This is a genomic window from Micromonospora sp. DT48, assembly GCF_049844495.1.
Lineage (GTDB): Bacteria > Actinomycetota > Actinomycetes > Mycobacteriales > Micromonosporaceae > Micromonospora.
The window spans coordinates 24906-43559 of the sequence record NZ_JBNCLE010000029.1; the positions used below are offsets into that span (position 1 = coordinate 24906).

At 68.0% G+C, this 18654-nt stretch carries 17 protein-coding genes; 12 read left to right on the top strand and 5 right to left on the bottom strand.

Features of this window, described 5'->3' with window-relative positions; translation table 11 throughout:
* Positions 1-94: 94 nt before the first annotated feature.
* A complete protein-coding gene (locus tag ACLQ2S_RS25245) occupies positions 95-583 on the bottom strand; it encodes a MarR family winged helix-turn-helix transcriptional regulator (protein WP_230462952.1) in 489 nt (162 codons plus the stop codon).
* A gap of 8 nt (positions 584-591) precedes the next feature.
* Positions 592-1839: an FAD-dependent oxidoreductase gene (locus ACLQ2S_RS25250; protein WP_155222023.1), complete on the bottom strand. Its 1248-nt coding sequence runs from the start codon at positions 1837-1839 to the stop codon at positions 592-594.
* 692 nt (positions 1840-2531) lie between these two features.
* Between ACLQ2S_RS25250 and ACLQ2S_RS25255 the strand changes: the two genes are divergently transcribed.
* The gene (locus tag ACLQ2S_RS25255; protein WP_155222022.1) at positions 2532-2954 is read left to right on the top strand and encodes a helix-turn-helix domain-containing protein; all 423 of its coding nucleotides are present in this window, start codon (positions 2532-2534) and stop codon (positions 2952-2954) included.
* Here the strand turns inward: ACLQ2S_RS25255 and ACLQ2S_RS25260 are convergent, their stop codons facing one another.
* Positions 2955-3569, bottom strand: coding sequence for a phosphoesterase PA-phosphatase (locus ACLQ2S_RS25260; protein ID WP_309223893.1), 615 nt, complete (start codon positions 3567-3569; stop codon positions 2955-2957). It lies immediately after the preceding gene.
* A 322-nt stretch (positions 3570-3891) separates the two neighbouring features.
* On the opposite strand from ACLQ2S_RS25260, the gene ACLQ2S_RS25265 reads away from it, so the two are divergent.
* The 11 genes from ACLQ2S_RS25265 (at position 3892) to ACLQ2S_RS25315 (ending at position 15302) form a co-directional block, all read left to right on the top strand.
* A complete protein-coding gene (locus tag ACLQ2S_RS25265) occupies positions 3892-4410 on the top strand; it encodes an ImmA/IrrE family metallo-endopeptidase (protein ID WP_155222021.1) in 519 nt (172 codons plus the stop codon).
* Between the two features lie 13 nt (positions 4411-4423).
* Positions 4424-5647, top strand: a complete 1224-nt coding sequence (locus ACLQ2S_RS25270; RefSeq protein ID WP_155222020.1) for an MAB_1171c family putative transporter — start codon at positions 4424-4426, stop codon at positions 5645-5647.
* A 248-nt stretch (positions 5648-5895) separates the two neighbouring features.
* On the top strand, positions 5896-7248 hold the full coding sequence (locus ACLQ2S_RS25275; protein WP_425703373.1) for a cytochrome P450: 1353 nt from the start codon (positions 5896-5898) through the stop codon (positions 7246-7248).
* Positions 7248-8144 (top strand): terpene synthase family protein, encoded by an 897-nt coding sequence (locus ACLQ2S_RS25280; RefSeq protein ID WP_425703368.1) that lies wholly within the window; start codon positions 7248-7250, stop codon positions 8142-8144. Before ACLQ2S_RS25275 ends, ACLQ2S_RS25280 begins: the two co-directional genes overlap by 1 nt.
* Before the next feature lie 378 nt (positions 8145-8522).
* On the top strand, positions 8523-10913 hold the full coding sequence (locus ACLQ2S_RS25285; RefSeq protein ID WP_155222017.1) for a sensor histidine kinase: 2391 nt from the start codon (positions 8523-8525) through the stop codon (positions 10911-10913).
* Between the two features lie 17 nt (positions 10914-10930).
* A complete protein-coding gene (locus ACLQ2S_RS25290; protein WP_309223892.1) occupies positions 10931-11341 on the top strand; it encodes a roadblock/LC7 domain-containing protein in 411 nt (136 codons plus the stop codon).
* Between the two features lie 8 nt (positions 11342-11349).
* Positions 11350-11727, top strand: a complete 378-nt coding sequence (locus ACLQ2S_RS25295; protein ID WP_155222016.1) for a DUF742 domain-containing protein — start codon at positions 11350-11352, stop codon at positions 11725-11727.
* A complete protein-coding gene (locus ACLQ2S_RS25300) occupies positions 11708-12316 on the top strand; it encodes a GTP-binding protein (RefSeq protein WP_155222015.1) in 609 nt (202 codons plus the stop codon). Before ACLQ2S_RS25295 ends, ACLQ2S_RS25300 begins: the two co-directional genes overlap by 20 nt.
* A 102-nt stretch (positions 12317-12418) precedes the next feature.
* Positions 12419-12916 carry a DUF421 domain-containing protein gene (locus ACLQ2S_RS25305; RefSeq protein ID WP_155222014.1) on the top strand — a complete coding sequence of 166 codons (498 nt, stop codon included), beginning with the start codon at positions 12419-12421 and terminating at the stop codon, positions 12914-12916.
* Positions 12917-12967: 51 nt separating this feature from the next.
* Positions 12968-14383 (top strand): sulfatase family protein, encoded by a 1416-nt coding sequence (locus ACLQ2S_RS25310; RefSeq protein ID WP_155222013.1) that lies wholly within the window; start codon positions 12968-12970, stop codon positions 14381-14383.
* A gap of 19 nt (positions 14384-14402) precedes the next feature.
* A complete protein-coding gene (locus tag ACLQ2S_RS25315) occupies positions 14403-15302 on the top strand; it encodes a bile acid:sodium symporter family protein (RefSeq protein WP_155222012.1) in 900 nt (299 codons plus the stop codon).
* A gap of 79 nt (positions 15303-15381) precedes the next feature.
* Here ACLQ2S_RS25315 and ACLQ2S_RS25320 read toward each other — a convergent pair whose 3' ends face one another.
* Together ACLQ2S_RS25320 and ACLQ2S_RS25325 are read right to left on the bottom strand one after the other, a co-directional pair.
* A complete protein-coding gene (locus ACLQ2S_RS25320; RefSeq protein WP_155222011.1) occupies positions 15382-16779 on the bottom strand; it encodes an extracellular catalytic domain type 1 short-chain-length polyhydroxyalkanoate depolymerase in 1398 nt (465 codons plus the stop codon).
* A gap of 289 nt (positions 16780-17068) precedes the next feature.
* Entirely contained in the window at positions 17069-18418 is a 1350-nt protein-coding gene (locus ACLQ2S_RS25325; RefSeq protein WP_309223891.1) for a ricin-type beta-trefoil lectin domain protein, read from the bottom strand.
* Positions 18419-18654 lie beyond the last annotated feature (236 nt).

An 18654-nucleotide genomic window follows, 5' to 3' on the forward strand; every position in this document is an offset into this window, starting at 1 on the left:
GAGTATTCGAAGCAGATATCGATCACGGCAACGACGGCCGTCCCACGGATCCGGCCATGATGGTCCGGAACCGCAGCCGCTCTCCGAACGACCGTCAGGCGGATCGCTGCGCGCTGTCGCCGCTGCGGAGGTGGTCCAGTTCGGCGAGGTACATCGCCTGCATACGGTCGTAGTGCTGGACCAGCAGCTTGATCTCCTCGACGCGGTAGCCCTCGACGAGCTGTTCCACGCGGGCGGCGAACCGTTCGTACGGTCGCTCCAACTCGGCGATCCGCTCCGGACGCAGGGTGACGATGACCCGCCGTCGGTCTGCGGGATCGCGTTCGGCGGTGACGTAGCCGGCCTGCTGGAGCCGGCGGAGCATGCTGGTCACGGCCCCGGTGGTGAGGTTGGTCCGCTCGGCGACCTGACCTGCGGTGGCGGATTCGACGTCCGCCAGGTAGTCCAGGCACTCCAGGTCGCTCACGGTGAGGCCCAGCCGCTCCGCGATGGCGTACCGGAACACCGTGGCCAGGCGGGACGTCTCCCGCCCGGCACGCATGAGGTCGGCGATCGCGGACGCACGAGCCGGCTGGTGGGACATGCCGGCAATCATGCCTCCGGTACGGTCACCCGGTGCAGCCGAGGTAACACCCGGGTCAGGACCCAGTGTGGTGCGGCGGCGCTGCCGGTGAGCCGGCGCATCAATCGGCTGGCGGTGCCGACGGCGCGGAAGGCGTAGCGGACCATCTCGTCCTGGTAGCCGTCGATCGCCTCCTCCACCGGCGTGCCGTTCGTCCGGGCCTCGACAAGTTTGCGGCCCAGCAGGGCGGCGTCGCGGAGTGCGGTGTTGCCGCCGTGCGCGCCGAACGGCGGCATCGCGTGTACCGCGTCGCCCATCATCGTCGCCCGGGGCATCGCCCACCGGTGCGGGCGTCGGCCGGTGGCGAAGAGGTTGAGCACCGTGGCGTCCGGCTCGGCCGTGTCGACCAGCCGCCGGACGAGCGGGTGGAAGTCGGCGCTCATCCGGTCGACCAGCTGCCACAACGCCAGTAGGTTCCTGCGGATGCCGGTGGGCACCTCCTCCTGCCGGAGCAGCATCGCCCACATGACGTAGTCGTCGCCGGTGGGCGCGTAGCTGCCCGGGGCCAGCCGGGCGAACGCCGTCCGTGGGCTCTCGCCGAAGTGCATCGAGGTGAAGAAGAAGGCGCGTCCGGGCTGGTCGGCGATGGCCAGGACCCCGCTGGTACGCAGGGCGTCCGGGATGACGCTCGCGCCGTTGTGTCGAAGCGGTGACCGGCCGTAGATGCCGACCATAGGGGTGCTCGACGGCTCCGCGTCCGGCATGAGCTGCGCGCGTATCGCCGAGCCGACGCCGTCCGCGCCCACGACGACGGATGCCGTGGCGGCTGTGCCGTCGGAGAACCGTAGTCGCGGTCCTGCCTGGCCGTCGCTGTCCACCGCGACGGCGGCCTTGCCGTAGTGGATGCGTCCGTCCAGTCCGGATTGCAGGATCGACCGCAGGGTCAGCCGGTCGAGCTGCCGGGTCGCGTGCGGTTCGTCCTTGAAGGTGATGGTGAATGCGTCCCGCAGGCGGCTGTCGGTGAAGCGCATGTGCCCGCCGGGCTGGTCGCCGGTGGTCAGCGCCAGGCGGTACAACGGGCGGGGCAGGCTCTCCCGCAGCGCCTCAAGCCCGTGTTGGTCGAGGATGATCCGGTAGCCCTGTCGTCTGACGAAGGGCCCCGGGTCCCGTTCGTAGACGTGCACGTCGACGCCGGCGCGCGTCAGGTACTGGGCGAGGCAGAGGCCGGAGAGGCCAGCACCGGCGATCGCCACTGAGAAGTCGGTCGATATAGGCATGGAATTATCTTAACCGTTAAGATGATTTGGTGAAGGGTCGCCGGCACCTGGGGCGTTCGTTCCGCAACGGAGGGCTGTCGCACCAGGGCGCGGGTTGTGCCGAGCGGCACCGGCGGCCGGAGGATGAGGGGGGTGCGACCCGGATCGCAGTAGCGGCCGACTCCTACGGGGGAAGGAGTCGGCCGCGTCCGGTTACCACACCACACCACGGGCGTGGCCGCGACCCCGGCGCGTTATCGACCACGGGGTACGCGGAGGTGCCTCGACGGTCGTGAGGGTCGAGCGCGTACGTCACAGACATTGATCGGCGTTGTGGCCCCGGGCGATGGGGCCCGGGGCCACCGAATGCCAGATCGTGGGTCGGCGCAGGTGCAATGTGCGGCGGTGTCGGCCCGGTCGTCTTTCGTCGCCGGTGGCATCCCGGGTCGGGACGCGTATCCAACGCGATTCGCACATCCCCCGATCTGCGACCCCGCCACGCCTGGCGATTGTTACCCGACCGTAATATCGTCTCGGCCCCTGCGGGAGGACGGGCGCGGCCATGCCGTCACTATGGTTGTCCAGTGTGGCGTCGCGGCCACTGAAGTGGTCGGGCTCCGCTAGTGAAGCACGGTCGATCTGCTCCTGCAACTATTGTGGAGCAGGTATCCGGGTTCACCACGATTGTGGCGCTCTGGGATGGGAGGGCGGTCATGGGGGACGGTGGCGAGGACGTGGGAAAACCGTCCTTCGCGGCGAGACTCAGGCATCTGCTGGATACCCACGTCAAGCCTGGCACCGACGAGCCCTACTCGCCGGACGAGGTCGCCAAGGGGACGGGACTGTCGACCAGCTACGTGAACTATCTGCTCAGCGGCGCGAGAGACAACCCCTCACGGTCGGCGATCCAGCAACTGGCGAACTTCTTCCGGGTGCAGCCGAACTACTTCTTCGACGCCGTGGCCGACGCCGACTCCGGCGAGATCGAGGTTGATCCCGACCTGGAGACCATCACGGTGCTGGCCCGCCGGCTGCCGCCGGGAGTTCCGCGCGCCAGTCTGCGCAGGATCGTCGAGCAGGTCGCCGCGCTGGAGGCGCGTAACAAGTCGGCGCGGCGAGACCGGCCGACGCAGTAGCTACCGAAGCAGCAGGAAGATCGGCACCGCCACGACGAGACCGGCCACGGTGCCGGCGATCACCTGACCGACGGTGTGGTCGCGAAGCACGACGCGCGACCAACCCACGAGGACGACTGCGGGAGCGGCGAGGAGCAGCTTCGCTCCGAAGACGATGACCAGGACGGCGCCCGATCCGGCGGCGACCGCCGCGTGAATGCTCAGTTTCCACACCAGGTTCACCAAGGTCACGGCGAGGCCCAGGCCGAACATCACGACGACCATCGCGATGACCGGCCGGGGCGCCCGGAAGCCGATCAGCAGAGCCAGACCGACCAGTACGGAGACGAGCCCGTACACCAGGGGTGTGCGCCGCTGCTCGCGTACCCGGATGTGATGGTCGCTGAGTCGCCCCCGGCGGACCCCCCACCAGATGAGGCTGTTGGGGATCACCGAGCAGAACAGCGCACCGACCAGCGCCCAGCCGAGACCCGGCCCGACGGCCGGCGCGGTGGTGTGCAGCGCGACGACGACCGGCATGACTGCGGCCAGGAGCGCCGGCGCGAAAACCTCGGTGACGACCCGAGCGAGTCGTGGGGACACGCGGCGGCTGGGGGATTCCTGGACGTCGAGCACCCCTCGAATTCTGCATCAACCGCTTACGATCCCGATGTAGCGACGCCGGTAGCGGGGAACTGCCGGTTTTTTGCCGGTGACACCTCCTGCCGCAGGTCACCCGTGTGCCAGCCGAGGCTGCCTCCGGCACCTGCCGCCCGCCCCCGCCGCGAGCAGTCCTCGCCGACTCCTGTGGGTGCCCCGGCTTGACTATGCTGCCTGTCTGCGAGCGCCACTATCGTGGCTGATACGAGCGCTGACGGCCGGACCCTGACCCTTGTGGTCGGAGTGACGCACGAGCGGGAGGCGTCTCGGGCACTGCCCGCAGAAGGGTGATGACGCGATGTGGCACCAGAAGCGCCGCGCTCGAAGGTTGCTGCGTCGGCTTGATATCGCCCTGCCGGTGCCGTTGACCGTTCCGGCGTTGGCATCCGCGATCGAACAGCAACGTGGCCGCCCCATCCGGTTCGTCGCGATGACCGTCGACGAGCCAGCCGGACCGTGCGGACTGTGGGTGGCGACGGCCGAGACGGACTACGTGCTCTACAACCGCGACTCGTCGCCGGTGCTACAGGTCCAGACGACGTTGCACGAGCTGATGCACATCGCGCTGAAGCACACCGGCGCGGCGGTCGTCGACGGTCCGGCGCAACCGGCCGAGCGCGAGGACGCCGATCGGGCGGTGAGCATCCTCGCCCGGTCGGCATCGTCCTTCGATCAGCAGCAGGAGATGGACGCCGAACTGTTGGCCACCTATCTGGGGGCGCGGCTTGACAAGGTGGGCCAGGTCGGGGCCTTCGAGAACCTGCACGAGCACACCGCCGCAGTGATGTACCGCATCGCGGCGACGCTGACCGACTAGACAGGAGCAGCAGGTGCTGGTGGCCATCGGCCATGTCGTCGCCGCGCTCGTGGCCGCGGTGGCTCTCGTCGTCAAGCTGGGTGCGCTGGTCCGCGACCCGAGGGACCAGAAGATCTGGGCGAGTGTGGGCATCTGTCTGGGCTGCGGTCTCGCCGTCACGCTCGGCTGGGCACCGGTCTACAGCTTCATCGACCAGGTCACCGGCGTACCGAATCTGGCGAAGCTCGCCGAGCACGGCTCGGCACTGCTGACGGCGACCGCCATCCAGTTCCTCTTTCTGCACCTCGGCGACCCAGAGCGGGCGCGGCGGCAGATCCGTCGGCGGCTGGCCCTGCTGGTCGTCGTGTTCGCGGTGATGGCCACGATGTTCTGGGCGGCGGACTTCCCGGCCTCCGAGCCGCTGCACTTCGCCGAGCGGTACGGGGACCTACCCGAGGTCGGCGTCTACATGCTGGCCTTCCTGCTGTACCTCGCCGTGTCGGTGGCCGACATCCTGCGCATGTCCCTCGGCTATGCCAGATATGCCGGCACCCGGCTGAAGGTGGTGATGCGCCTGCTCAGCGGCGGAGCCGGGTTCGGCGGTGCCTACGTCGGGCACAAGGCGTTCTTCATCGCTCTCGCGTTGTCCGGCGTACGGGCACCATGGCCGGAACCCGCCGCCTCGCAGACCCTGGTCGCCCTGTCGGTGTCGTTGACCTGTTCGAGCTTCGTGCTGGCCACGGTGTGGAAGGCCGTCGACAGCCTGCGCGCCTGGCCCCGTCGGAGTGAGGCGTACCGCCAGCTGCACGCCCTGTGGTTCCTGCTGTATCAGGCATCCCCGACCATCGCGCTGCATCCGCCTCGTCGACCTGAACGCGCCCGTGGTGCGACGTGGGGTCTGGGACAGCGGCTCTACCGACGATGCGTCGAGATCGGTGACGGATTGCAGGCCATCGGCAAACTCGATCCGAGCGTGCAGGCGGCGGCCCGGCGCCGCGCGATCGAGGCGGGCTGGGAGAAGGAACGAGCGACGGCGGCCGGCGAGGCGGCGGCCATCCTCGCCGCGGTACATCGCCAGCGGCAGGGGCAACTCGTCAGCCACGAGCAGGATCCCTCGCTGGAACAACGGCCACCGATGATCGAGCGCATGGACGTGGACGCCGATGCGCGACGGCTCGGGATGATCTCGGCGGCGCTGCGTGAACCCTTCGTGGGACAGGTGGTAGCCGAAGCCGTCGACGTCACGCCCAAGGGTTGACCGACTCACGTGGTGCCAGGCACCGATGCGTCCAAACGGGAGGATCCGTCCCGGACTGACACAGGTGTGGCTGTCGCCGCAAGGTTGAGTGACGAAGGTGGTCACCCATTGCGAGATCGCCTTCACGAATTGCACACTGAGCCCTGACTAAGCCCTGGAAGTTGTGCTCTCGGCAACTTTCAGGGCGAGGCTTTGGGAGGAGGCCAACGGTGACGCCGAAGGTAGGGACAGTCAGCAAACCCGTGACGGTGCCGGCTTGGCAAGCCCTGCCGAGCTTCCTCCGAAACGCACACCAGTCCCTGGTGGACGCCGGTAACGCCGCCGGCGGCGCGGTGGTGCGCCTGGGGCTCGGAGTCTCCCGCCCCTACCTGGTGACCGATCCGGAGCATGTGCACCAGGTGCTCCAGGAGCGGGCCGCGAACTACCCCCGGGGCGATGACACCGCACTGTGGCGATCTGTCCGCAAACTGGTCGGCGACGGGATCCTCGCCGAGGGCGACACCTGGTTGGCGTCCCGCCGGACGCTCGCCCCGCTGTTCCGGCGGGGCCGCCTTGACGCACTGGTGGACCCGATGGCGCAAGCCATCGACGAGGCGACCGGCCGGCTGGAGGAGGCGGCCGCAGCGGGCAGCGTCGTCGACATCGGCAGCGAGCTGGCACGCCTTGTCTGCGCCGCCATCATGCGGGTGTTCTTCGACTCGCGGGTCTCGGTCGACGAAGCGTTGCGCATCATGGAGGCACAGGAGGCCATCGTCACCGCCATGGCGTCACGCCTGTTGGCCCCGTTCGCGCCGTGGTGGGTCCCGATGCCGGGCGACCGTCGTTTCCATCGCTCCGTGCAGGCCATCGACGACATCCTGCTCCCAGTGCTGCGCGCCGCGGTACGTGAGCCCGGCGACGGTGACGACGTGCTGTCGACCCTGGCACGCGCCCAGCGCGACGGCCAACCGTTGTCCGAACGCCAGATGCGCGACGACCTGGTGTCGATGGTGGCCGTCACCACGGAGACCAGCTATGTCGTGCTGACCTGGCTCTGGCCGGTCCTCGCCAACCACCCCGACGTCGCGGACCGGCTGTACGCAGAAGTCGACGAGGTGGTCGGGGCGGGGCCGGTACGCGCAGAGCAGCTGCCCCAGCTCACCTACACGCAGATGGTGCTCAACGAACTACTGCGGCTGTACCCCGCAGGCTGGATCGTCCCCCGGCGGGCGGTGGCCGCCGACGTGCTGGGGGGCGTACGGATACGACCGGGCGCGACGGTGATCATCTCTCCGTACGCCACTCAGCGGATGACGGCTTACTGGGGTGAGGCCGCCGAATCCTTCGACCCGGAGCGCTTCGCCCCGGGCCGGGCCGAGGCGGAGAAGGACCGTCGCCGCGCCTACTTCCCGTTCGGCCTCGGCATGCATCGATGCCTCGGGGAGCACCTGTTCAACGTGGAGGCCCTCTTGATCGTGGCGACCCTGGTCAGCAAGTTCCGGGTCACCCTCACCGACCGCACAGTGCCCACGCCACGGGTCGCCGCGTCGTTGCGTCCAGGGCGGCGAGTCGAACTGACCCTGTCCCGTCGCGAGCACTCTGTCGCCGGTAGGAGCCTCTGATGTCCACGGAACCCCTGGCCGCCACGTTCGAGCGCACCGCCGAACAGGGACGCATCTGTTCCGTGGCCACGCGCGGTCATCGCGACCTGCAGGAGCGGGTCGCCAGTTATCCGGCCCTGTTTCCGGACCCGCCCGTCGACGGGGCGATGCTGAGCGCGCTGGCGATGTCCACCGCGTTCATCGCTCCATGGTGCACCGCCGCCGAGCTACGAACGGCGAACCGTACATCGCTGTGGGTGACCGCTGAGGACTGGCGGATCGACTCGGAGATCATTTCGCTGGAGGAGGCCACGGCTACCGTCGCCGCCTGTCTCGCCGTGGCGGAGGGCGGCGCGCCCGCAGCCGATGACCAACTCACGCAGTTCCTGGCCGATATCCGCGACGACCTGACGGCCACGCCCGGGTTCGCCCGCCTGGGGCACCTGTGGCGAGACGAGTTGCGCCGGATGCTCGACGCGGAGCTGCGGGAGTGGCAGTGGAGAGCGAACAGCGCGAGCGGAACCGCTCTGCCGTCCGCCGATGAGTACCTGGCCAACGCCGCCGGATACGGCGCTACCTGGGTCAACATCTCGCACTGGATCGCCACCGACGCGGTGGAGACGGAGGAGCAGCTGGCCGCGCTGGCCACCGCCAGCTACGCGGTGGAGAAGGTGCTGCGGCTGGTCAACGACCTGGCCAGCTACAAGCGGGACGTCAAGGGCGGCGACCTGAACATCCTGATGCTGGGCCTTGACGAGGAGCAGGTGCGCAAGCAGGCGGTGGATCAGGCCGACCAGTGCCAGAAACTGCTCGATCCGTTGACCAAGGTCAGCCCGAGGCAGGTGGCCTACCTTCGGCGCGTACTCGATTTCACGGTCGGCTTCTATCACGGCACCGACTTCTGGGGGGTCCGGTGACATCGGCCCACCCTCGGGCGGCGACCATCGGAGGGGTGCGGCCGGGTACGGGGTCTCGGGCCCGGCAACCGAGTGTGTTCGCGTGACCACCGACGCCGAGCTGGTCTGCCTGTCGGCCGGCGGCTGAGGCGAGTCGATCACCAGCCCGACGCGGCACCGGGAAGCCGTTGACCTCCCCTTCTGAACGAGCTTTAGGTTTGCCGGTCGCATTCCGCGATCGAACTGCCCGAAAGCCACTGTCCACTATGGATATAACTCATAGTTACGACCTTGAGTCGATAGTCAGACAACTGCTAGCGTGCGTCGGTCTGCCTACACCGGCGGCTTGGTCGGCATGCCCCTGTCGACAAGTTTCTTCTGCTCGGCATGGACGGTTCAATGCGGTCTCGCAGCGCCAATCTGCGCACAAAGGTCATCGCGCTTCTCGCCTCTCTCGTTGCCCTTTGGGCATTCGCTGCCTGGGTCACCTTACGAGAGGGTGTGAACCTCCTTGGTGTGCAAGCGGTGGACAGTCAGATCGTCTCTCCGAGCGAGCCGCTGTTGTTGGATCTCCAGGTCGAGCGACGTCGCACCGTGGCTTACCTCGGTGATCCCACCGCCGAGCGGAAGGGCGCACTCGATGACGCCCGCGCGGCTGTCGACGAGAACGCCAAAGTCTTCATGTCGAGCGCACGCGGCCGGCTGGCCCGCCTGGCGGCGGATCGTGAGGCCGAACAACGCGTCGACGAGACCATTGCCGAACTCGATCGCCTGAAGAACGTCCGCGAGTCCGTGGACAGTCGGTCGATCGACCGGGCGAGCACCATCACCACCTACAGCTCGCTCGTCGAATCGCTGTTCGCGATCTACGACGTCGTCGGCACGCTCGATGACACCGAGATCCAGCAGGACACTCGGAACCTGATCGAGCTGTACCGTCTCCGCGAGATCATCTCGCAGGAGGACGCGCTGCTCACCGGAGCGCTGGCCACCAGCCGGATCACCGCTGGTGAGCAGTACCGGTTCACCGAGCTGGTCATCTCGCAGCGCTTCGTCGCCGGGCGCACCAAGCTCAACGACGCCGATCAGCGAGCCTTCAACCAGGTCGTCAACGGCGATGCGTTCCGGAGTCTGCGGCAGCTCGAGGACCGGATCATCAACGCCAGGACGTCGGCCCGCCCGCCCGTCACCGTCGAGGAATGGGACGAGGTCGCCGACAACGCGTTGACCCATCTACAGGAGATGGTCCTCGACAGCGGTGACAACGTGGTGCAGCGCGCCGCCCCGGTCGCGGTCGGCGTGATCGTACGGTTGGTCCTGGCCGCCGGTCTGGGTCTGCTCGCGGTCATCGCGTCGATCGTCGTCTCGATCACCACCGCGCGTGCGCTCGTCGCCCAACTTCAGCGGCTGCGCGACGCGGCCCATCAGCTCGCCGACGAACGACTTCCGGCAGTGGTCGAGCGCCTCCAGCGCGGTGAGAAGGTGGACGTCGCGGCGGAGGCGCCACCCCTCGACTTCGGCTCCGACGAGATCGGGCAGGTCGGCCAGGCATTCAACGCCGTCCAGGAGACGGCTGTCCGCACGGCGGTCGAGCAGGCGGAACTGCGTCGAAACGTACGCGATGTGTTCTTGAACCTGGCCCGGCGCACCCAGGCCCTCGTCCACCGCCAGGTGACCCTCCTCGACGAGATGGAGCGCCGACAGGAGGATGCCGACGAGCTCGAAGACCTCTTCCGCGTCGACCACCTCGCCACCCGGATGCGGCGTAACGCCGAGAACCTGATCGTTCTCTCCGGCGCGACGCCCGGCCGTGGCTGGCGTCGGAACGTGCCGATGGTCGACGTCGCGCGTGCCGCCGTGCAGGAGGTGGAGGACTACACCCGGGTGAAGGTCATGCCGTTCGGGTCGGTCGCGCTCGTCGGCCGGGCCGCCGGTGACATCATCCACCTCCTCGCCGAACTGATCGAGAACGCCCTGACCTTCTCGCCGAAGAGCACCCCGGTCGAGGTGCGGGGGCAACTCGTCGCCAACGGCTTCGCCATCGAGATCGAGGACCGGGGTCTCGGCATGGCCGAGGACGACCTGGACGCCGCGAACGCCGGTCTCGCCACCGCTGTCGAGTTCAACCTCGCCGACGTCAAGAAGCTGGGGTTGTTCGTCGTCAGTCGGCTGGCCGCCAAACACCACATCGCGGTGCGGCTGAAGCCTTCTCCGTACGGCGGAACGACCGCGGTTGTGCTCATCCCCAAGGATCTGGTCACGACCGCCGATCCGATCGTCGCCACGTCAGCGCCGGCAGCGGACGCTGCCAAGGAGGCAGCTGCCGCCGGTGACGCCCAGCGCGCCTCCACCACACGACAGACGTCTGTCGCCCTCGCCGAGCCCGCACCCGTGCACGGCGAGACGGTGGAGCTGCCGGCGGTGCGTCCACTGCGTGCCGCCGCCGACGCCGCCGCCGTCGTCGAGGGGCCGGACACGAGCGTGCCCAGCGCGCCGCAGCGGCCGGCACCTTCGACCACCCGCGTCGAGCACACCGAGCACGGGCTACCCATGCGGGTTCGCCAGGCCAACATCGCACGACAACTGCGCGACACGTCGCCGGGCCAGACGACGGCACCGGACGACGACGAGGCGGTCCGGTCCCCGGACGACATCCGCAGGATGATGGCCTCTTATCAATCTGGCACCCGCCGTGGGCGCGATGACGCCGCCCGTCTCGTCAACGCCGACGACCAGCAGGAACCCCACGCCGCCGCCGACGAAACGGTTGCGGTCGAAACTGACCGGTGAGAAAGAGGAACGGGCAAGTGCAGCAGAATTCCGCGGGCGATTTGGCCTGGCTGCTCGACGACCTGGTCGGGCGTGTGAAACAGGCCGAGCATGCCATCGTGCTCTCCGCCGACGGCCTGCTCATGGCCTCCTCCGCCCAGCTCAGCCGGGACGACGCGGAGCATCTCGCCGCGATGGCCTCGGGCATCCAGAGCCTCGCGAAGGGCGCCAGTAAGCGGTTCGGTGGTGGGCCCGTTCAACAGACCATCATCGAGATGAAGTCGTCGTTCCTGTTCGTCACCGCGGCCGGCAGCAACGCATGCCTGGCCGTCCTCGCGGCTGAAGACACCGACGTCGGACTTGTCGCATACGAGATGGCGATGGTCGTTGCCCGAGCCGGCAAGTTCCTCGCCTCTCCGACCCGGCCGAGTCAGCACACCAACAACTAGGGGCCGCCATGACGATGCCCGACGAAGAACCGGTCTGGTTAGACGATGCAGCCGGGCCGGTTGTCCGGCCGTACGCCGTTACCGGCGGGCGGGCGAAGCCAGCCAACAGCTTCAACGTGGTCGCCATTGTCCTGGCGACCCGATCGGCCCCGCCCTCCGAGGTGGGCATTGCACCAGAGCAGGCGAAGATCATCCACCTCTGTCAGCGTCCGCTTGCGCTCGCGGAAGTGGCCGCACACCTCAGCCTGCCCCTCGGCACCATCCGCGTGCTGCTTGACGGACTGATCGCTCAGGGATTCGTCCAGGTCAACGAACCTCGCCAAGCCGCCACCCTTCCCGACGACAGCGTATTCGAGGCGCTCATCAATGGACTACGTCAACTCTGAGCGGACGGGTCAGGCGACCCTCCCCACCGCCATCAAAATCCTCATCGCGGGTGGCTTCGGCGTAGGCAAGACCACCCTCGTGGGATCCGTCAGCGAGACCAAACCGCTGCGGACCGAGGAGGTCCTCTCCGAGCAGGGAGTGGGCGTCGACGACATCTCCGGTGTGGAGGCGAAGTCGACGACGACCGTGGCGATGGACTTCGGCCGGATCACCATCAGCGAGCAACTCGTCCTTTACCTGTTCGGCACCCCGGGCCAGGACCGCTTCTGGTTCGTCTGGGACGAACTCACCATCGGTGCCCTGGGTGCCGTGGTCCTGGCGGACACCCGACGGCTGGCCGACTGCTTCCCATCCGTCGACTACTTCGAGCGGGCGAGGCTGCCGTTCATCGTGGCTGTCAACTGCTTCGAGAATGCCCGCCGCTACAGCCTCGACGAGGTGCGACTGGCCCTGGACCTCGACCCGGACGTGCCGGTCATGCTCTGTGACGCGCGGCAGCGGCAGTCGTCCAAGGAGGTCCTCGTCGCGCTCATCGAGCACGTGAAGAGGCAGGGGCGAACCCGACGGCCCGAACCGGTGGGCAACTAGCCGGATCGCTACATCTCCGACTCCACCCGTTTTTGTCCTGAATGTGGGCGTATGCTAGCTATCGCCCGCGTTCATCCGTAGAACGGTGATGGAACTGGTCGGATGATGAGCCTGCTGGAGTCGCTGCTCGGCATCGGTGCGGACGAACTCGGTCCCGGTCACATGGCACTGAGGGCGGTGCTGACCTTCATCGTGTCGGTGGTGATCGTCCGCGTCGGGCACAAGCGGCTGTTCGGTAAGGCCACCGCGTTCGATCTCGTCGTCGCGGTCATGTTCGGCTCGATCATGAGCCGGGCCATCACGAACACGCTGAACCCCTTCTCGGTCTGGCTGGCCGGTTTCGTGCTCATCCTGCTCCACCGGTTGATCGCAACGCTCTCCTGCCACCTCAGGTGGTTCGGGCCGTTGGTCAAGGGCAGTCCGATCCTGCTCGTCGAGGACGGGCAGCTCCGTCCCGGGATGCGAAAGAGCCACATCTCCCGGGCGGATCTGGACGAGGCCCTGCGTGAGTCCGGCAGCGAGGCCGACCTGTCCCGGGTGCGGCTCGCCCATCTCGAACGCGACGGCACGATCAGCGTAGTTCCCCGCCGCGGTGAGTAGCGCTTCCCGGATGCGACGTTTGATGCCTCGGCGAACAGGTATGCGAGGGGCATGGCGACGTCCGAAGGGGCAGCGGTCGCCGGGGGGTCGGGTCGTGGCCGCCCGGCCGAGCCGCCCAACATCCTGTTCATCCTGGCCGATGACCTGGGTTGGGCCGATCTGGGTTGCTACGGCTCTTCGACTATCCGTACGCCCCATCTCGATCGACTCGCCGAGGCGGGCATCCGGTTCCGCCACGGTTACGCCTGCTCGCCGTGGTGTTCGTCGACCCGCATCGGGCTCTACACCGGGCGGTACCCCTCCCGACTGCCGGCGGGTCTGGAGGAACCGCTGACCTCGCACACGGAGGAGAACGGAATCCCGGCCGACCATCCGACCCTGTCGTCGTTGCTGCTGGCCGCCGGTTACCAGACGGCCATGTTCGGCAAGTGGCACTGCGGGTGGCTGCCCTGGTACAGCCCACTGCGGATCGGCTTCCAGACCTTCTACGGCAACTTCGACGGTGCGATCGACTACTTCGAGCACATCAACACCATCGGCGAGGCCGACCTGTACGAGGGTGAGACCTCGGTGGAGGAGGTCGGCTACTACACGTCGCTGATCTCCGACCGTGCGGCCGAGTTCGTCGCCGCCGACCACGACGGCCCGTTCTACGTGCAGCTCAACTACACCGCGCCACACTGGCCCTGGGAGGGGCGCGGTGACCATGAGATCGGCAAGGAGATCCGGCGCAGGTTCAGCCAGCAGCCGGTGCCCACCCCGTTGATCCATTCCGACGGAGGTTCCCTGGCGAAGTACGGCGAGATCGTCGAAGAAATGGACTCCGCCATCGGCAGGGTGCTCGCCGCACTGGCCGACGCCGGCCGGGCGGACAACACCATAGTCGTCTTCACCTCCGACAACGGCGGTGAGCGATGGTCGAAGAACTGGCCGCTCGTGGGTGAGAAGGGTGACCTGGCCGAAGGCGGCATCCGGGTGCCGCTGATCCTGCGGTGGCCGGCGGCCGTGGCCGCCGGCCAGACCACCGACGAACCCGTCGACACCCTCGACCTGACCGCGACACTGATCAACGCCGGTGGAACCGGCCCGGACGACCGCTACCCGCTCGACGGGGTGAGCCTGTTGCCGTGGCTCGTCGACGGCGCAGCCTTCCCCGAGCACGACCTCTTCTGGCGTACCTCCAGCCAGGGGGCGTTGCGCAGCGGGCGTTACAAGTACCTGTACGACCGGCGCGAGCGGTCGGTGCTGGGCAACTGGCCGCGCCGCGACGGCCCCTTCCACCTGATGTACGACCTGGCGGTCGAGAGTCGGGAGCAGGCGGACATCGCCCGTCACCATCCCGAGAAGCTGGCCGAGATGCGCGCGACCTGGGAGCGGATCGACGCCGAGTTGTTGCCCTATCCACCGGATCATCCGGGCTTGCCGCAGCCGTCGAAGACGAGGGCCGCCGCCAGCGAGCCGGACTGACGATGCGGGTGACGTGACGATGCTGTCAGATCTTCTCAGCGCGGTGGCGAACCTCGCGGTTCCGTTCTTCGCCGTGACCTCGATGCTTTCCGTCGGGTTCGCCTACTCGGCCAGGCAGATCCTCGCCCCGCTGCGTGATGTGCGGGCGTTGCTGCGGGCCCTGCTGGCCAACTTCGTGCTGGTTCCTCTGTTCACAGTCGGCATCCTCCGGCTCTGGCCCATCGACCGACCGCTGGAGGCCGGACTGCTCCTGGTCGCACTGTCCGCCGGCGCACCGTTCCTGATCAAGCTGACGGCGGCAGCCAGGGCCGAGGTGGCACTCAGTGCAACCTTGCTGGTGCTGCTACTGCCCGTCACCGTGCTGTACGCGCCGATCGTCGTACCCCGGGTGCTGCCGGAGGCCGAGGTCTCCGTGGTCGCACTCGCCACGCCGCTGGTGCTGGCCATGCTTCTGCCGCTCGCCATCGCTCTTCTGATCAACAGTCGCTGGCCGGAGCGGGCCCGACGGTGGGCGGCACTGACCCGCCGCCTCTCCACCGCCGCGCTGGTGGTGCTCGTCGTCGCCACCACGCTGGCCAACATTCCGACGATCATCGAACTGTTCGTCGAGGGCGCGATCGGGCCACCGCTGCTGATGATCGCCGGAGCCTTCGTGATCGGCTACCTGCTCGGCGGCAAGGACCGCGATGTCCGCGAAGTGCTCGGGCTCGGCACCGCGCAACGCAACATCTCGGCGGCGACGGTGATGGCGACACAGGGCTTCGGCAACAGCGCGCTGGTCATGGTGATCGTGACGTCGCTTGCCGGCTTCGCCCTGCTCTTTCCTGTCGCGGCGGTGCTCCGCAGACGGCCCACGAACGCGAGCAAGCGCAGGGCCGCCGATGCCGGCACAACCAGGAATGCCCGCGGCGCCGGCTGAGAGCGGCCGGCGCCGCACGGACGAGCGGGCCCGTCGGCGACGCCGGGCCCGCTCGGTTCAATCCGCTGGATCGGTCAGCTCATGCCCGGATCCGGAACTGTTGGTTGGTTTGTCCGTGGCAGTCGTAGAGCTGGATCTGGGCTCCGTTGTTGGTGCTCCAGACGTCGAGGCAGCGGTTGGATTGGACGCCGCTGATGGTGCCGTTGGAGTTGAGGTTCCACTGTTGGTTGGTTTGTCCGTGGCAGTTGTAGATCTGGACGGCGGCGCCGTTGCCGGAGCCGGCGGCGTCGAGGCACATGTCGCCGTAGACGCGGAGTTGTTTGGTGGTGCTGTTGTAGGTCCAGGTTTGGTTGGCTTGCCCGTGGCAGTCGTAGAGCTGGACGCGGGTGCCGTTGTTGCGGGAGGAGTTGGGTACGTCGATGCACCGGTTGGACTGGGTGCCGACGATCTGGCCGGTTGATCCGGAGGGCGGCGGCGTGGTCGGGTCGGTGCTCGGTGGCGGCGTGGTCGGGTCGGTGCTCGGCGGCGGCGAGGTGGGCGGCGGAGTCGTCGGCGTGGTCGGCTGGTCCAAGCCGAAGAACTGGATGGCGACCCGCGCCATGCCGCTGGACGGCAGGCTGTGCCCGGCGCCCTGGATGGCGTACGCCTCAACCTGGGTGCCGAAGCGGCGGCGGTTCCAGCTGGGCTGCGGGGTGTCGGTGGACGTCGGGTTCTGGCTCAACCCGTGCACGTTGGTCCACTGCTTGACCGACTCCTCCAGCAGCGAGTAGGGCACGAGGGTGTCGTTGGTGCCGTGCCACAGCTGGATCGGCGGGCGCGGGCCGGTGTAACCGGGGTACGCCCCCCGAACCGCGTCGCCCCACTGCTGGGGGGTCCGGTTCATCGTGCCGTTGGTGCAGGGGCCGCCGGGCGGGTAGGCCGCCGCGTTGGCGAAGCAGTTGAAGGGCACACCCATGAAGGACGCACCGGCCTTGAACAGGTCGGGGTAGACCGCGAGCATGTGCTGGGTCATCATGCCGCCGGAGGAACTGCCGGTGGCGTAGACCCGGTTGATGTCACCGCCGTACTGCGTCCGTGCGTAGTTGACCATCGACTCGATGGAGACCGGGTCGCTGCCACCCCCACGGCGCTTGGACGCCTCCGACCAGGTGTCGAAGCACTTGCCGAACCCGGCCTCCTGCATGGCGCTGGGGTAGATCACGATGAACCCGTACTGATTCGACAGCGAGGCGAACTCGCTGCCCGAGTAGAAGGCCGGCCCGGATCCACCACAGCCGTGCATGGCGACCACGATGGCCGGGTTGGCGGGACGGTTGTCCGGCACGTAGATGTGCATCCTCATGCCGCCCGGGTTGTTGCCGAAGTTGGTCACCTCGACCAGCGACGCGGCGGACGCCGGTGATGACAGGGCGACAAGACCCACGGTGAGGAGCAGGAAGCTGGCCAATCCAGCCAGCGCCGCCCTGGTTCGTTTCATGGCACCTCCATCGATGTTAACTAATGTAAACACTAGACATATCTCTGACGACCGTCAATGAAGCGCCTAATGTTTCGACACCGTGGGTCCGGCAGGCGGGACGCTGGAGCACCGTCCTGCGGTGGTCGGGGCTGCGTGGTCGGCCCGCGACCGGCAGCCCCGCCGGTGTTCGTACGAGGTCTGGACAAGCAGGGGCGGGCCCGGCATGATGCCGAGCCCGCCCGTTTCGATCCGCTCTGTCAGGTGCAGCCCTGCGCGTACCCGACCAGGATGCGTCGGGTCGGTCAGGTCAGGACCGGATGCGGAACTGTTGGTTGGTTTGTCCGTGGCAGTCGTAGAGCTGGATCTGGGCTCCGTTGTTGGTGCTCCAGACGTCGAGGCAGCGGTTGGATTGGACGCCGCTGATGGTGCCGTTGGAGTTGAGGTTCCACTGTTGGTTGGTTTGTCCGTGGCAGTTGTAGATCTGGACGGCGGCGCCGTTGCCGGAGCCGGCGGCGTCGAGGCACATGTCGCCGTAGACGCGGAGTTGTTTGGTGGTGCTGTTGTAGGTCCAGGTTTGGTTGGCTTGCCCGTGGCAGTCGTAGAGCTGGACGCGGGTGCCGTTGTTGCGGGAGGAGTTGGGTACGTCGATGCACCGGTTGGACTGGGTGCCGACGATCTGGCCGGTTGATCCGGAGGGCGGCGGCGTGGTCGGGTCGGTGCTCGGCGGCGGGCTGGTCGGGTCACCGGTCGGCGGCGGAGTCGTCGGCGGCGTGGGCAGCAACGGACAGGTGCTGCGGTAGGTGACGACGCCGCTGTTGTCCATCAGCGGGCAGAGGAACTGGCTGTACCGGGTGTCGTTGTCGACGAACATCTTCAGGAACGGCAGCATGGTCCGGATCAACACCGGGTTCGACCGGCCGACCATGAATCCGTGATCCCCGCCGGCAACCTCCAGGTAGACGCTCTCCGTCGAGGCCGGAAGGCTGTTGTACAGGTCGAGGGCGTAGGACGGGGTGACCACCGTGTCCGCCTGCCCGGAGATGACCATCGTGGGCACCTGGTTGCTGGCCAGGTTCGACGACGGCGAGAACGGCGTGATGCCGACGACGGCCTTCAACGACGAGCGACGCATGGCTGCGCTCAGCGCCCCACCGCCGCCCATGGAGTGACCGGAAACGGCCAACCGGCTCGGGTCGATCCGGTCGCGAACCGGGCTCTGCTGCGTCAGGTAGTCCAACGCGGCGAGCAACTGGGTGCCTCGGGCCGTGTCGAAGTCGTTGGTGCTGTTGGTCTCGATGCCGATCACGACGAAGCCGTGCGACGCCAGCCACGGCCCCATCCAGGCCAACTCGACGGAGAACAGCGCGGTGTAACCCGGCGAGATCGCGATGGCGCCGAAGGTGCCCTGGCTGGTGTCGGTCGGGTAGTAGATCCTGCCGCCGTTGAAGCCGTGCCCCGACGGGACACTGACCGACGTGTTGGCGAAGGGGCCGCGCTCGGTGGCGACGCTGGTCCGGGTCGGGTCCGGGCCCCGCTCGTACGGGTTGTCGGCGGCTGACGCCGAACTGGTCGCCACGGTCATGGTGAACAGACCGACGGCGGCTGCGATCCCGGCCGTGGCGAGCTTGAACAGCCGTCCGCGGACTTTGGCGGGCACCCGGTCAGCGGGGGCCTCCCCCGAGGGCGGGGGGTGATGTGCGTTGACTCGCACTGTCGGTACCTCCTGGTGGTGATGGTGGTGGGTGGTGCGGGATGGGCGGGCTCGGTGTGTACCGAGCCCGCCCGCACCGGCTGTGCCCGAGCCGGATCAGTGCCGTGTCAGCGTTGGAGGGTGAGGATTCCGGGGCGGTAGGGCAGGAGGCCGTAGTCGCCGCCGGAGTTGGGGGAGCGTCC